11 protein-coding genes are annotated in these 14,134 nt (G+C 65.3%); 4 read left to right on the top strand and 7 right to left on the bottom strand.

Going from position 1 to position 14,134, the window contains the following annotated elements:
• Positions 1-7: 7 nt before the first annotated feature.
• Complete coding sequence (locus EJV47_RS10960) at positions 8-1,504, bottom strand: GH3 family acyl-acid amido synthetase (protein ID WP_126693196.1); 1,497 nt, start codon at positions 1,502-1,504, stop codon at positions 8-10.
• Positions 1,505-1,559: 55 nt separating this feature from the next.
• Positions 1,560-2,108, bottom strand: coding sequence for a hypothetical protein (locus EJV47_RS10965; protein ID WP_126693197.1), 549 nt, complete (start codon positions 2,106-2,108; stop codon positions 1,560-1,562).
• A 118-nt stretch (positions 2,109-2,226) separates the two neighbouring features.
• Between EJV47_RS10965 and EJV47_RS10970 the strand changes: the two genes are divergently transcribed.
• Together EJV47_RS10970 and EJV47_RS10975 are read left to right on the top strand one after the other, a co-directional pair.
• Positions 2,227-2,655 (top strand): OsmC family peroxiredoxin, encoded by a 429-nt coding sequence (locus EJV47_RS10970; RefSeq protein ID WP_126693198.1) that lies wholly within the window; start codon positions 2,227-2,229, stop codon positions 2,653-2,655.
• Between the two features lie 115 nt (positions 2,656-2,770).
• A complete protein-coding gene (locus tag EJV47_RS10975; protein ID WP_126693199.1) occupies positions 2,771-3,265 on the top strand; it encodes a hypothetical protein in 495 nt (164 codons plus the stop codon).
• 153 nt (positions 3,266-3,418) lie between these two features.
• Here EJV47_RS10975 and dnaA read toward each other — a convergent pair whose 3' ends face one another.
• From dnaA to EJV47_RS11000, 5 genes are all read right to left on the bottom strand, one after another.
• Positions 3,419-5,032: a chromosomal replication initiator protein DnaA gene (gene dnaA, locus EJV47_RS10980; RefSeq protein WP_126693200.1), complete on the bottom strand. Its 1,614-nt coding sequence runs from the start codon at positions 5,030-5,032 to the stop codon at positions 3,419-3,421.
• A gap of 130 nt (positions 5,033-5,162) precedes the next feature.
• On the bottom strand, positions 5,163-6,101 hold the full coding sequence (locus EJV47_RS10985; RefSeq protein ID WP_126693201.1) for a bifunctional metallophosphatase/5'-nucleotidase: 939 nt from the start codon (positions 6,099-6,101) through the stop codon (positions 5,163-5,165).
• Positions 6,102-6,244: 143 nt separating this feature from the next.
• Complete coding sequence (locus EJV47_RS10990) at positions 6,245-6,970, bottom strand: 5'-nucleotidase C-terminal domain-containing protein (protein ID WP_165903701.1); 726 nt, start codon at positions 6,968-6,970, stop codon at positions 6,245-6,247.
• A 157-nt stretch (positions 6,971-7,127) separates the two neighbouring features.
• The gene (locus EJV47_RS10995) at positions 7,128-8,402 is read right to left on the bottom strand and encodes a porin family protein (RefSeq protein ID WP_126693203.1); all 1,275 of its coding nucleotides are present in this window, start codon (positions 8,400-8,402) and stop codon (positions 7,128-7,130) included.
• Positions 8,403-8,499: 97 nt separating this feature from the next.
• Positions 8,500-9,696, bottom strand: coding sequence for a porin family protein (locus EJV47_RS11000; RefSeq protein WP_126693204.1), 1,197 nt, complete (start codon positions 9,694-9,696; stop codon positions 8,500-8,502).
• A gap of 180 nt (positions 9,697-9,876) precedes the next feature.
• On the opposite strand from EJV47_RS11000, the gene EJV47_RS11005 reads away from it, so the two are divergent.
• Complete coding sequence (locus EJV47_RS11005) at positions 9,877-11,700, top strand: methylmalonyl-CoA mutase family protein (RefSeq protein WP_126693205.1); 1,824 nt, start codon at positions 9,877-9,879, stop codon at positions 11,698-11,700.
• A gap of 205 nt (positions 11,701-11,905) precedes the next feature.
• Positions 11,906-14,122 (top strand): methylmalonyl-CoA mutase, encoded by a 2,217-nt coding sequence (scpA, locus tag EJV47_RS11010; protein ID WP_126693206.1) that lies wholly within the window; start codon positions 11,906-11,908, stop codon positions 14,120-14,122.
• The last annotated feature ends 12 nt before the right edge of the window (positions 14,123-14,134 follow it).

A 14,134-nucleotide genomic window follows, 5' to 3' on the forward strand; every position in this document is an offset into this window, starting at 1 on the left:
AGGCAGATTAACTGGCGCCGAGCAGCCCTTCAGCCAGCGCCCTATCGTTGCTCAGGCGCGGCACCTTGTTCTGCCCGCCCAGCTTGCCCTGGCTGCGCATGTAGCGCTGAAATGCCCCGGCCGGCAGCGCCGTGAGCAGCAGCGGGGCCAGGATATTGCCGCTGAGCAAGTCGTCGTAGTACACGTTGCGGCGGCGCAGGCCCGCGTCGAGGGCGGCGGCAAAGGCGGCGGCATCCTGGGGCGGCCGGGCAAACTCCACCAGCCACTCGTGCCGCGAGGGTTCGGCGCCCGACTCGCTCACCCGCGGGGCCACGGTGAATTCGACCACCTCCGCCTCCGGAAACTGCTGCAGCACCTCGCGCAAGGTCTGCTCCACTTCTTCGCCGATGACATGCTCCCCGAAGGCCGACAGAAAGTGCTTGATGCGGCCCGTGACGACGACGCGGTGCGGGCGCAAACTCACGAAGCGCACGGTGTCGCCCACGGAATAGCCCCAGAGCCCGGCGTTGGACGACACAACGAGGGCGTAGTTCTTATCCAGCTCCACCTCGGCCAGGGTAAGGCGCGGCGGGTTGGCCTCGAAAAACCGCTCGGCGGGGATAAACTCGTAGTAGATGCCCGCGTCGGCCAGCAAAAGCATCCCCGGATTGCCGGGCTCGTCCTGGAAAGCAAAAAAGCCCTCCGAGGCCGGAAACAGCTCCACCGTATCCACCGCCCGCCCGATGCTTTCCAGCAGCTTGCGCCGGTAGGGCTCGAAGTTGACGCCCCCGTACACGAACAGCTGAAACGCCGGAAACACCTCCCCTACCGGCCGGCCGGTGCGCGCGGTAACGCGGTCGAAGTACATCTGCACCCAGGGCGGAATGCCCGAAATCAAGGTCATGGGCTGGCCCAGCGTTTCGTCGACCACCCGGTCCAGCTTCTGCTCCCAGTCCTCGATGATGTTGGTCTGGTAGCTCGGCAGCTGGTTGCGGCGCAGGTAGGCCGGCACGTGGTGATTCGAGATGCCCGACAGCCGCCCCGTCTTGATGCCGCCAACTTCCTCCAGCTCCGGGCTTCCGGACAAAAACATCAGCTTGCCATCCAGAAACTGGGGCCGGCCGGAGTAATGCACGTAGTGCAGCAGCGCGTCCTTGGCCCCGTTGATGTGGTTGCCGATACTTGCTTGGGTAATTGGAATGTACTTGGTGCCGGAAGTAGTACCGGAGGTTTTGGCCAAATACAGCGGCTTGCCGGGCCACAGCACGCTGCTTTCGCCCTGTTTGACCTGCTCGAAGTACGGGCTCAGGGCCTCGTAGTCGCGCACCGGCACGCGCTGCTGAAACTCCAGGGCGGTGCGCGCGCCGCCCAGGCCATGGTCGCGGCCGAAGGCGGTGGCGCGGCCCCGCTGCAGCAGCTCCTGCAGGATGCGCTGCTGAGCCAGCTCGGGCTGGCGCGCCCACTGCTGGTACTGGCGGACGGTGTAGGCGGCGAGCGGGCGGCTCAGTAAGGACTTCAGGCCCATTCGGGGAGGGGAAATGAGGGTAAGCGGGAATGAGGGCGGAGGGTAAAAGTAGCCTTTACCGGCTTACGCGCCGCCAGTCGCGGGGGTCGATGCGGGCGGTATCGACGGGCTGAACCCACTGCCACAGGCCCAGCACGGGCGTGAGCTGTACCACGCGCTTTACAGGATTACCCCACTTATCAGTGCCTTGCTGCACGGCCACCCGCCCCCAGGCGGCGTCGGGCTGCCGCAGCACCCGCTCATCCGTCCACCGCGGCTCTAGCGGAAACGGCGCCATGCCCACCGCCCAGGGCCCAGCAAACAGCAGCACCGACATCAGCAGCAGCAACACCCCCACCAGCCCAATGCGCAACAGGTCTATCCACCAGGAGTTGCCGCGGATCCACACGTTCACGTGCAGGCTCAGCGCCAGCGGCATCAGCCAGCTCAGTCCGGCCAGCAGCAGGTGAATAGCAAGCTTCAGCCCGATGCTGGTGGCCTCCAGCGGCGAAATGCTGACGAGTATGACCAGCAGCCACAGCCCCCAGACGGACCAGCCCAGCAGCAGGCACCAGCGGCGAAGCCGGGAGCCATCGGCGGCCTTGCGAATCGCGGCGGCTATCATAATCTGCGAAGCTTGACTATACTGCGCCGCCAAGTTCGGCAAACCCACCCGCGTTTTCAACGGGATGTACTGCCGAGCTGGCTCAACGCTCAACCTTACTTCCAAACCAACTACTTCCATGATCAACCAACGTGGCAATGCCGTCTGGAACGGCGACATCAAAGGCAGCGGCGAAATCACGACCCAGAGCGGCGTGGTGAAGGCGCCGTATTCCGTCGGGGCGCGCTTCGAGGGCCAGAAAGGCACCAACCCCGAGGAGCTGATCGGGGCGGCCCACGCCGGCTGCTACACCATGTTCCTGACCAGCATCCTGACCAAGGACGGCAAGCAGGTCAAGCAGATCCGCACCGAGTCGAAAGTCTCGCTCGATACCTCCGGCGACGTGCCGAAAGTGACCAAGATCAGCCTGACTACCGAGGGCGAGGTAGAGGGCCTGTCGCAGGAAGAGTTTCAGCAGTACGCCGAAAAAGCCAAGGAAAACTGCCCGATTTCGGTGCTGCTGAAGGCCGTGCCCGAAATGGAGCTGGCCTCGGCCACGCTGAAGTAGCCCGTTCGTTTTCCGTTGCTCGTTTCGCGTTTTCCAGCTTGTGGCGTAACCAGTTACCCGGCCTGAGCCGAACAACGCGAAACGAGCAACAAAAAACGAATTAGCTTTGCCGCCTATGCCCTCCTCGTATACCCGCATCGGACTGCAGCCCGCCAACACCTCCCGCGTCCCCTTCTTCGGGCAGCTGGTGTTTGGCCTGGTGGCCGTAGCCTACCCCCTGCTTTCCATCCTCGGCGACCCGAACCGCACGCCCGGCGTGCTGCGCTACCTCGACTGGATGTTCCTGAGCCTGGCCGTGCTCTACATATTGTACGTGCTGGTGCAGAACTCCCCCCTACTCGGCACCCAGACGTACTTGGAAATCACTCCCTCCTACCTGGTGCACAAGGGCGGCCTGTTCGTGGGCAAGCAGCCCTTCGAGGCCCGCGAGATGCGCGGCCTGCTGCTGGAGCCCAAGCACCTGCTGCTGCGCATGCAGGACGGCACCAGCTACTCACTGAACCTGCGCCAGGTGCGCCGCCGCCGCCGCCAGCAGCTGCGCACTATGCTCCAGGACTTCGCTAAGCACAACAACCTGGCCTTCGAGGAACGCACCACCACGGAGCTGTAAGGTTTAGTGCTTGGTGCGCAGTGCCTAGTGCTTAGAAGCTGTGCCGATACCCAAGTGAAAGCGGAGAGTTTTGCAACGTCCAACGAGTTGTTGGCCTGCAAAGCTCTCCGCTTTTTCTAAGCACCAGGCACTACGCACCGAGCACTAAAAACTCTACTTCCCGCCCGTAAACTTCTTGCGCAGCTCCTGAATGGTGGTGCGGAAGGTTTTGTCGGAGTCGATGAGGTCCGACACCGTCTGCACCGAGTGAATGACGGTGCTGTGGTCGCGGCCGCCGAAGTGGTAGCCGATGCTCTTGAGCGAGTGGTTGGTGTGCTCCTTGGCGAAGTACATGGCCACCTGCCGGGCCGTCACCACCTCTTTTTTGCGGGTTTTGGCCTTGAGCAGATCCACCGGGATGCCGAAGTGCTCGGCCACGGTTTTCTGGATGAAGTCCAGGTTCACCTCCGCCTCCACGTCCTCGATGATGTGGCGCAGCGCCTGCTTGGCCATTTCCAGGTCGATTTCGCGGCGCGTCAAGGAGGACTGCGCAATCAGCGAAATCAGCACCCCTTCCAGCTCGCGCACGTTCGTCTCGACGGAATACGCGAGGTACTCCACCACCTGCGGCGGAATGTCGATGCCGTCGGCCTGCATCTTGTTCTGGATGATGGCCACCCGCGTTTCAAAGTCCGGGCTCTGCAAGTCGGCCGTGAGGCCCCACTTGAAGCGGCTCAGCAGGCGCTCCTCGAAGCCCTTCAGCTCCCGCGGCGGCACGTCGGAGGTCATGATAACCTGTTTGCCGGCTTGGTGCAGGTGGTTGAAGATGTGGAAGAACATTTCCTGCGTCCGGTCCTTGCCGGCCAGAAACTGCACGTCGTCCAGAATCAGAATGTCGACCAGCAGGTAGAAGTTACCGAAATCCTGCACCGAGTTGCTGCGCAGGCTCTCAATGAACTGGTTGGTGAACTTCTCCGCCGACACGTACAGCACGAACTTGCCCGGGGCGTGCTCCTTGATGTGGTTGCCGATGGCCTGCACCAGGTGCGTCTTGCCCAGCCCCACCCCGCCGTAAATCATCAGCGGGTTGAAGGAAGTGGTGCCCGGCTTGGCGGCCACGGCCCAGCCGGCCGAGCGGGCCAGGCGGTTGCAGGAGCCCTCGATGTAGTTGGTGAACGAGTAGTTCTGGTTGAGCTGCGAGTCGAGGTAGCTGCGGTCCGTCACCGAGCGCACCTCAAAGGGGTTGCGCAGCGGCGCGGGAGCCGGCGCTACGGCAGCAGCGGCCGGCGCGGCCTGGGCCGCGGGCTGCCGCTTGGGGTACGGGTTACCGGTCTGCCCCCCGGGCGTGTAGGTGGGGCCGTTCGGGTTGTAGGGAAAGTTGGCGGGCGGCTGGTTGCCGGCTGCCGGGCCGGGCTGCTGGGGCGCCATGGGGCGCACCTGGGCGGCGGTGGGCGTGTTGGCGGGGGCGCGGTTGGGGGCGCCGCCGCGGGTGGCGGGCAGGTTCACGGTGCGCGGCCGGGCCTGCTCGTTGCCCTGGTCCACCACGATGGAGTATTCCAACTGCCCCTCGGGGCCCAGCTCCTGCACAATGGCCTTCTTGAGCACGTCCACGTAGTGCTCCTCCAGCCACTCGTAGAAAAACTGGCTGGGTACCTGGATGATGAGCAGGTTGCGCTGCAAGGCCACCGGCACAATGGGCTCAAACCACGTGCGGAAGCTCTGCTCCCCCACGCTTCCGCGGATAACGCGCAAGCAGTTAGCCCAGACTGTACGGCAATCCTTCTGCATTAAACCAGGCTGCGCAAGCGGTGTGTGGGGAGGACGAGCAAACCCGCCCGAAACCCGGTTTTAAGACCCGGTTTCGGCTAGGGGGAGACAAAAATGTGGAAAAGTCGGCAGAGCGCCAAACCAAATTCCGCTAGCTCAGCGCTGATGCGTTGATACTCAGCGCTTCAGCTGCGGCCACAGATTTTCTCCCCGAAGCCCGGTCGAAGCGGTAATCGATGCGGCCCAGCTTGATGCCCGACCAGCCCACCTGGTTCACCAGCGTCTGGTGGCCCTGCGGCCCTTTCACCACCGTGGGCGCGTCGAGGAAGGTGTGGCTGTGGCCGCCAATGATGAGGTCGAGACCGGGCACGGCGGCGGCCAGCTTCAGGTCGTCGATTTTGGCCGAGTCGTACTTATAGCCCAGGTGCGAGAGGCAGATGACCAGGTCGCACTTTTCCACCGTGCGCAGGTGCTGGGCCTGCTCTTTGGCCACGGCCACCGGGTCGAGGTACTTGGTGGCGCCGTAGTTCTTGTCCGAAATCAGCCCGGCCATTTCGATGCCCACCCCGAACACGCCCACGCGCACGCCCTGCTTCACAAACACCTTGTAGGGCTGGAAGCGCCCCTTGAGCGGGGTCTGGGCGAAGTCGTAGTTGGCAATCAGGAAGGGAAACTGGGCGTGGGGCAGCTGCTTTTCCAGCCCCTGCAGGCCGTTATCGAAGTCGTGGTTGCCCAGGGTGGCCGCGTCGTACTGCATCTGGCTCATGAGCTTGTATTCCAGCTCCCCACCGAAGAAGTTGAAGTAGGGCGTGCCCTGCCAGATGTCGCCCGCGTCGAGCAGGAGCACGTTGGGCTGCTCCCGCCGGATGCGGGCAATCAGCGCCGCCCGCCGGGCCATGCCGCCCTGGTCGGCCCACTGCGCCGAGCCCACCGGAAACGGGTCGATGCGGGAGTGCATGTCGTTGGTGTGCAGGATGGTCAGGTGCACGGGCGCGGCCGCGGCGGCCGCCGAGCTAATCAGCCCCGGCCCCACCAGGCTCAGGCCAGCGGCACCCAGAGCGGAAGTTTTAAGAAAGTCGCGACGTAGCATGTCTCTGTTAATGCGCGGGAATGTGAAAAATGTGATTAATGTGCTGATCGGTCAGGCGGTAGATGCGGCGAGAGGAGCAACGATGTTGACGTTGTTGGGCTCATTTCTCACATTCTCCCACATTCCGTCACATTTCCCACATTCTAAAACTTGACTCGGCCTTCGGCCTGGGCTTCCACCGGGCGGCCCTCCTTGGTGAGCTGGCGGATGTGGTCCTGAAAGACGGTGCGCAGCAGCACGTTGGTGTGGCGCGGGGCCAGCGGGCGGAAAAACTCCAGCTTGTCGCCGCCGCCGGCCAGGTAGTCGCTGATGGCAATGGTGTAGGTGCGGTCCTTCTCGGGGTCGAACAGCTCCTTGCCGATGCGGATGTCGACGGGCTTGCCCTCGGGCGTGGCGGTGTAGGTGGCGCCGGAAATGGCCATGTGGATGGGCGCGGCGTAGTTGAACAGCTGCTGCACCACCGAGGCGGGGGCGTCGAGCACCACCAGCTCGTTCTCGAAGGGCATCAGCTCAAACACCGAACCGATGGTGATATTGCCGGCGGGCAGCTCGGCGCGCAGCCCGCCGTTGGTCATCACGCCCAGGTCGATGGGCTGGCCCAGCTCCCGGGCGGCCCGCTCGCGCTGCACGTCGCCGGCGAAGTTGGCCAGCGGCGACTCGCCCGGATTCTTGCGGATGGCCACCGGCGCCCGGCCGATAACTTCATCCATCTGCTGCTTGACTTTCAGGCGGTACGGGGCCACCACGGCTTCCACCTGGGGGTCGGCGGGCTGCTCGGCCCCGACGAGGTGGGCCGTGTCGGTCAGCTGGGCTTTGGGCTGGTAGCCACCGCGCTGGCAGGCCGTGGCGGCCAGCAGCAGAACCAGCACGGCGGATCGGAAGGGAAAAGCGGACATGAATACTACGGGGAACTGCAAAGCGCAAAGATACGCCAGGCCCCGGCTGGTTCCCCGGTCGGGCAAAAAGTAGCCGCCGGCCCCGGTGCTTCACCCGGGCCGGCGGCAGCCATTGGCGCCTTGCAACGGCCTATTTGGTCAGCTCGTAGCTCAGCAGCAGGGCCCAGCGGCTCTGGCTGGTTTCCAGCGCAATATTGTCGCTGAAGCCGTTGCTGCGCAGGTAGCGCAGCTCCAGGGACAGGTTGCGGGCCTCGGGGCGGGCGGTGCTCAGGCCCAGGCTGCCGCCGTAGCCAAACTCGTAGCGGCGCGGCTCCAGCAGCGGCTCCCAGGCTGAGTATTCCGTAGCCGGGGTGGTCTTCGTGCGGATTTCGCAGTCGGCCCGCAGGAAGTAGCTCCCCATAAAGCCCACTTGGGCGAACGGCCGCACCAGCCCTTTGGCCGGGGCGTAGCGCACGAAAACGGGCACCTGCAGCTGCGTCAGCCGCGTGCGAATTTCCCGGGTGACCGTCGTGCCCGAAAAGCCGCCCGGACTGCTGCGCTGGTGGCTGAACGCCTGGCTTTCGTACAGGGCTTCCACGCGCCCCGACAGGTGGCGGTTCAGCCCGGCCAGGCTCAGCTGCAGGGCCAAGCCTAGCACCGGCTCTACCTTACCGTCCACACTCAGCGCCTTGTTGATGGGAAACGTGGCCAGTACGCTTTCATCGGGGCGGTAGGTGAGCGTGCGGCGCTGCCCACCGGCCACCAGGGCCAGCCGGGCGCGGTTGCGGCGCTCGGCGCTGACGGGCACCACGGGCTTGGCGCCCACGCACTCGTTGTAGAGGCGTACCACTTTGATCAGCGAGTTGTGCGTGAGCTGCACCTGCGTCAGCTCGGGCTGCACGGCGTAGCAGTCCTTCATGCTGGCGGCCAGGGTGCGCCGAAACTCGTCGGTTTTGCGGCGCAGGGTCTGGCCGTTCACCCGCACGTCTTCGCTACGCTGTAGCAGCTCCTGGGCCGGCTGCTGGCCCATGCGCAGGAAGAAGCGGGCCGCGTCGCCGGGGTCGTGCAGGTAGAGCAGGCTGGCCGGGCCGAGCACCAGCGCCTCCGCAAACAAAGTCTGCGGCAGGCTGTCGGTTTCGGTGGCCGAAATCTGGCGCAGCACCTTCACGCTGATGGTCTGGTACTGGGCACCGCCCGCCACGCCGTAGCCGCGCAGCTGCTCGGGCCGGTAGTCGGTTACGGCGCCCCCTTCGGCGGGGCGGAAGCGGCAGAGGCGGCTGTTGCGCCGCTCGCCGCGGAAGTCGAGTTGCCCGCGCAGGGTGTCGCCCTCGGTGGGCAGCACGTAGCCGGGGCGGAAGTTGGTCTGGGCCTGGGTGGCCAACGTCACAAGTAGGGCGGGCAGCAGCGCGCCAAGGAATTTTCGCATGGTCTTGCTAGGAATGAGTCGACAAGCAATAGCCCCGAAAAAGGGGCCGGGCAAGCTGGCTAAAATACTTAACAAAAGCTATACTCTACTACTAAAATTAGTCGGCGCGTGAACCGGTAAGCTGGTAGCCCACTTGTACCTGCACGGTTCGAAACGAGGAATTGCCCGCGTAGAACGACGGGCCCATGGCCACTTCCCCGCGCAGCCCCAGCCATAGGTGACGGCCGCCTTCGGGCCCCAACGCTACCCCGACTCCACCCACGGCGCCGGCTCCCAGCTTCTTGTAAGTACCCAGGAAAGGCTCTACAATGCGGGGCGTGGTCAGAAACACCTTCTCGTCGCGGTCCACCTTCACCAGCAGCCGCAGGCTGCCGCCGGCCTCGACGTACGGATGCACCCGGCCCTGCTGCCGGGGGGAGTAGCGCAGCAGCAGCGGCATGGTGGCATAATCCAGGTGCACCGTTATCTGGGTTTGCGTTACGCCGATGTCGACGGTGCCCGCAAAGCGCCGGTTTAGCTCCGCACCCACGCCCGTGAGCAGGGTCAGGGGGGAACGGGCAAAGCCGGGCTTGATGTACAAGCTCAGGCCCGCGTTGAAAAAGGGCTGGCCGTCGTAAACCTTGTTTATCGAGCTGGAGCCGTCGGCACGGCCCATGCGAAACTGGTCGGTTAGCGCGTAGCCGGCCGTCAGGCCCAGCTGCATCACGTTGCGGCGCTGCTTGGGGGCGACGGCCGCGCCCAGGCAGGCGTTGTAGCGGTACACGGCCTTGCTCAGATCATCCAGCCGGAACATGGCGTTCTGGGCGTACGCCACGGCTTTCGGACAGTCGCGAAAGGCCACCGCCAGCGTGTCGCGGTACATGCGGGTAGTGGCAATGTATACCTGCGCGCCGCGCTTCACCTCCGTCACCTGCTGACGCAGCTCCGTCAGGCGGCCGCCGCGCCGCAGAAAGTACCGCTCGGTGCGGGTACCGGCCGCGTACAGCAGCTGCACGGGGCCCTTCACCAGCACTTCCGCAAACACCGCTGCGGTATCGAGCGGCAGGCGTTCGAACGTTTGACCCGCGGCACCGTAGCCGCGCAGCTGCGCCGGCGTCAGCACCTGCTCGGGCGCGGCGGCCGCGGGCCGAAACCGGCACTCCACCGCGTTGCGCGGCGCGCTCTGCAGCTTCACTTCGCCCCGCAGCGTGTCGCCGCTGGCCGACACGGTATATCCGGGCTGAAAACCCGCCTGGGCCATGGCCGTAAGGCGGAAGACCACGGCAGCCGCAGTCAGGAGTAGATTTTTTCTCATCAATAAGGGCTGAGCCTACGTAGCCTACCGGATAGTCGACCACTACCAATCCGGTAAAACTACGCAGCTTTAATCACCCGGGGAAAAGACCTAGGCCTGTGGCCTCTTGCCCAAACCCGGTATCTTGCGGCCACCGATACGGACCATTTCCGGCCCGTCTGCCGCCTGTTTGCGCCTTTTATGTCCGACAGCCCCCGCCCCGCTCCCGTTTCCTTCTCCGAGTTTGAGCCGCTGACCACGGCCGCCTGGCAGCAGCGCATTCAGCGCGACCTGAAAGGCGCCGATTTGGCCGATTTGCAGTGGACCACGCCCGACGGCCTCACCCTGCAGCCCTTTTACCACCGCGAAGCCCTGGCCGCCCTGGGCGGCGCCCCCGCCCCGCAGGTGCGCCCTCCCCACCGCGGTGCCCCCAACGCCTGGCGCAACCTGCCCGCCCTGCTGGTAGAGCCCGGGCAAGACGGCCGCGCCGCCATCGACCACGCCGCCCGCGCCCTGCAGGGCGGGGCCGACGGCGCCCACTTCGACATTGCCGGTGCGGACCGCTTCGATTTGGGCTACCTCGCGGCCACGCTGCCGCTAACCCAGGGCGTGTGGGGCTTCACCGTCAGCCGGCAGCCCGAGCAGTTTCTCGGCCAGCTGCTCGCGGCCACGGGCAAGACGCCGCTGCGGGGCTTCCTGCGCTACTCCCCCGGCCCCGGCACCCTGCCCGACGACTACGCCATGCAGACCCAGGCCATGCTGCGCTGCCTGCAGCTCACGCGCCACCTGCCGGAGTTTTTTCCCCTGGCCGTCAACGGGGCGTTTTTCGGCAACCGGGGCGCCACACCGGTGCAGCAGCTGGCCTACTCGCTGAGCATTGCCGCCTCGTTTCTGGACAACCTCACCGCCCACGACCTCGACCTGGATACCACGGCCGTGGCCTCGGCTATTCACTTCCACGTGAGCATCGGGCCGAGCTACTTCACCGAAATAGCCAAGCTGCGCGCCCTGCGCCGGCTCTGGGCCACGGTGCTGCACGCCTTCGGGGTGCGGCCCGAGGTGGCGGCTACCCTGCGCATCCACGCCACCACTTCTTCCTGGACGCAGACCACCCTGGACCCGCACACCAACATGCTGCGCGTGACCACCGAGGCCATGAGCGCGGTGCTGGGCGGGGCCGATTCCATTTCCGTCACCCCCTACGACAGCCTCTACGCCGAGCCTAACGAGTTTTCGGCCCGCATTGCCCGCAACGTGCCGGTGATTCTGCGCGAGGAAGCCTACCTCGACCGCGTGGCCGACCCCGCCGCCGGCTCCTACTTTATCGAGACGCTCACCGACCAGCTGGCGCGCGAGGCCTGGGCGCTGTTTCAGCAGACCGAGGCGGGCGGGGGCTTCCTCGTCACCCGGGGCAAGGTCATGGAAAGCATCCGCCTGGCCACCATGGAACAGTTCCGGCGCATTGCCACCAACGAGCAGGTCATCGTGGGCACCAACCTGTTCCAGAACCTGAAGGAGCAGTTCGGCTTCGACCCCAAGAAGCTTTTGCGCAGCCGGCAGTTCGACACGGCCCGGGCCGCCTACCCCTCGGAGGTGCTGCGCCTGGCCACGGCCATGCACTTTATCCGCAAGGAGCAGAAAAAGAAAAAGGCCGCCGTGGTGCTGCTCGGCACCGATACCATCCAGCAGATTTACCAGTCCTTCGTGCGCCTGCTGCCCGTGGCCGACCGCCCCGCCATGTCGGAGCTGCCGGCGCAGGGGGCCCTGTCGCTGCTGTTTTCCTCGGCCGAGGAAGCCACGCTGATGTCGGCCCAGCCCGAGCAGTTTCAGCAGTTTGCCGACTTCATCCGCAACCGCCCCGACGACAGCGAGGAGGACACCGTGCAGATGCAGTACGACGCCCCCATCCTGCTGGCCTGCGACCTGCCCACCATGCAGGACGCGGTGAAATACTTCGGCTTCAAGGAATTCACCGTCTCGGGCTACAGCACGGATGACGTGCTGGCGCGTCTGCAGGGCCGGTGATAGTATTCAGTGCCGGATGGAAGAACGTCATCCTGAGCTTGCGAAGGACCTTCCTCCCCCCTGCACCATCTAATAAACGCAGCCACTGACGCCCCTTACCAGAACGTTTGTCGCTTGGACTTTAGCGTCTGTGCGAGGCCCGAGGAAGGTCCTTCGCCAACGCTCAGGATGACCGACGTTTAGCCAGCCGCCCCAGCCACTCCCCATGAAACCCGACTTCTCCCATATTCCTTACGACGCCGCCCCGCAACTCGCGCCGCCCGCGCAGCCGCCCGGCTCCCCCACGCCCGAAGGCATCGAGCTGAAAGGCTACTACACGCCCGCCGACGTGGCCGGCCTCGACCACCTGGGCTTCGGCGCGGGGCAGGCGCCTTACCTGCGCGGGCCCTACAGCACCATGTATGTGCAGAACCCCTGGACCGTGCGCCAGTACGCGGGCTTCAGCACGGCCGAGGAATCGAATGCCTTTTACCGCCGCAACCTCGCCGGCGGGCAGAAGGGCCTCTCCGTGGCCTTCGACCTGGCCACCCACCGCGGCTACGACTCCGACCACCCGCGCGTCGTGGGTGACGTGGGCAAGGCGGGCGTGGCTATTGATTCGGTGGAGGACATGAAGGTGCTCTTCGACCAGATTCCCCTGGACCAGATGTCGGTGTCGATGACCATGAACGGGGCGGTGCTGCCGGTGCTGGCCTTCTACATCGTGGCGGCCGAGGAGCAGGGCGTGCCACCGGAGAAGCTGGCGGGCACCATTCAGAACGACATTCTGAAGGAGTTCATGGTGCGCAACACCTATATCTACCCGCCCGAGCCGTCGATGCGCATCATTGCCGACATCTTCAGCTACACGGCCCAGCGGATGCCCAAGTTCAACTCCATCAGCATCTCGGGCTACCACATGCAGGAAGCCGGCGCCACCGCCGACCTGGAGCTGGCCTACACCCTGGCCGACGGCGTGGAGTACGTGCGCGCCGGCATCCGGGCGGGCATGACCATCGACCAGTTCGCCCCGCGCCTGTCGTTTTTCTGGGCTATCGGCATGAACCACTTCATGGAAATTGCCAAGCTGCGCGCCGGCCGCCTGCTCTGGGCCAAGCTCATCAAGCAGTTCGGGGCCGAAAACCCCAAGTCCTTGGCCCTGCGCACCCACTGCCAGACCTCGGGCTACTCGCTCACCGAGCAGGACCCGTTCAACAACGTGGCCCGCACCACCGTGGAAGCCCTGGCCGCGGCCCTCGGCGGCACCCAGTCGCTGCACACCAACGCCCTGGACGAGGCCATTGCCCTGCCCACCGACTTCTCGGCCCGCATTGCCCGCAACACCCAGCTCTACCTGCAGCACGAGACGGACATCACCCGCGTGGTGGACCCCTGGGGCGGCTCCTACTACGTGGAAACCCTCACCCACGAGCTGGCCGACAAGGCCTGGGCCCTCATCCAGGAGGTAGAAGCCCTGGGCGGCATGGCCAAGGCCATTGAAACCGGCCTGCCCAAGCTGCGCATCGAGGAAGCCGCCGCCCGCAAGCAGGCCCGCATCGACTCGGGCAAGGAAATCATCGTCGGCGTCAACAAGTACCAGGTCGACGAGCCGACCGACATCGAAATCCTCGACATCGACAACGCCGCCGTGCGCGAGTCGCAGATTGCCCGCCTGCAGAAGGTGCGCGCCGAGCGCGACAACGAAGCCGTGCAAAAGGCCCTGGCAGCCCTCACGGATGCCGCCCGCCGTAGCGCGGGCTTCAGCCCGCGTCCGTCCGATAGTAACTCCCCCGTTGAACAAACAGCGCCCGGTCTAAACAACGAACTCGGGCTAAAGCCCGAGCTACAGGACAACCTCCTGGCCCTGGCCGTCGACGCGGCCCGGCTCCGCGCTACCCTGGGCGAAATTTCCGACGCCCTCGAATCCGTCTTCGGCCGGCACCAGGCCACCATCCGCACCGTCTCGGGCGTGTACTCCGCCGAAATGGACTACGATCAGGAATTCAGCAAAGCCCGGCAGTTGGCCGACGAGTTCAGCCAGCGCGAAGGCCGCCGCCCCCGCCTGATGGTGGCCAAAATGGGCCAGGACGGCCACGACCGCGGCGCCAAAGTCATTGCCACCTCCTTCGCCGACGTGGGCTTCGACGTGGACATTGCCCCCCTGTTTCAGACGCCCGAGGAAGTAGCCCGCCAGGCGGCCGAAAACGACGTGCACGTGGTGGGCGTGAGCAGCCTGGCCGCCGGCCACAAAACCCTCGTGCCCCAGCTCATCGAAGAGTTGGCCAAGCTCGGCCGCGAAGACATCCTCGTCATTGCCGGCGGCGTCATCCCCGCCCAAGACTACCAGTTCCTCTACGACGCCGGCGTCACCGGCATCTACGGCCCCGGCACCGTCATTGCCGTGGCCGCGCAGGAGATTCTGGGGAAGCTGGGGCAGGCGTAATCATTCTTTAAA

This window comes from Hymenobacter gummosus (assembly GCF_003970915.1).
Lineage (GTDB): Bacteria > Bacteroidota > Bacteroidia > Cytophagales > Hymenobacteraceae > Solirubrum > Solirubrum gummosum.

Excerpts from the sequence above, each read along its gene's own strand:
- EJV47_RS10970 (WP_126693198.1), top strand. The coding sequence starts at position 2,227 with ATGATCAACCAACGTGGCAATGCCGTCTGGAACGGCGACATCAAAGGC.
- EJV47_RS10965 (WP_126693197.1), bottom strand. The coding sequence starts at position 2,108 with ATGATAGCCGCCGCGATTCGCAAGGCCGCCGATGGCTCCCGGCTTCGC.
- dnaA (WP_126693200.1), bottom strand. The coding sequence starts at position 5,032 with ATGCAGAAGGATTGCCGTACAGTCTGGGCTAACTGCTTGCGCGTTATC.
- scpA (WP_126693206.1), top strand. The coding sequence starts at position 11,906 with ATGAAACCCGACTTCTCCCATATTCCTTACGACGCCGCCCCGCAACTC.
- EJV47_RS11000 (WP_126693204.1), bottom strand. The coding sequence starts at position 9,696 with ATGAGAAAAAATCTACTCCTGACTGCGGCTGCCGTGGTCTTCCGCCTT.
- EJV47_RS10995 (WP_126693203.1), bottom strand. The coding sequence starts at position 8,402 with ATGCGAAAATTCCTTGGCGCGCTGCTGCCCGCCCTACTTGTGACGTTG.
- EJV47_RS10985 (WP_126693201.1), bottom strand. The coding sequence starts at position 6,101 with ATGCTACGTCGCGACTTTCTTAAAACTTCCGCTCTGGGTGCCGCTGGC.
- EJV47_RS11005 (WP_126693205.1), top strand. The coding sequence starts at position 9,877 with ATGTCCGACAGCCCCCGCCCCGCTCCCGTTTCCTTCTCCGAGTTTGAG.
- EJV47_RS10975 (WP_126693199.1), top strand. The coding sequence starts at position 2,771 with ATGCCCTCCTCGTATACCCGCATCGGACTGCAGCCCGCCAACACCTCC.
- EJV47_RS10960 (WP_126693196.1), bottom strand. The coding sequence starts at position 1,504 with ATGGGCCTGAAGTCCTTACTGAGCCGCCCGCTCGCCGCCTACACCGTC.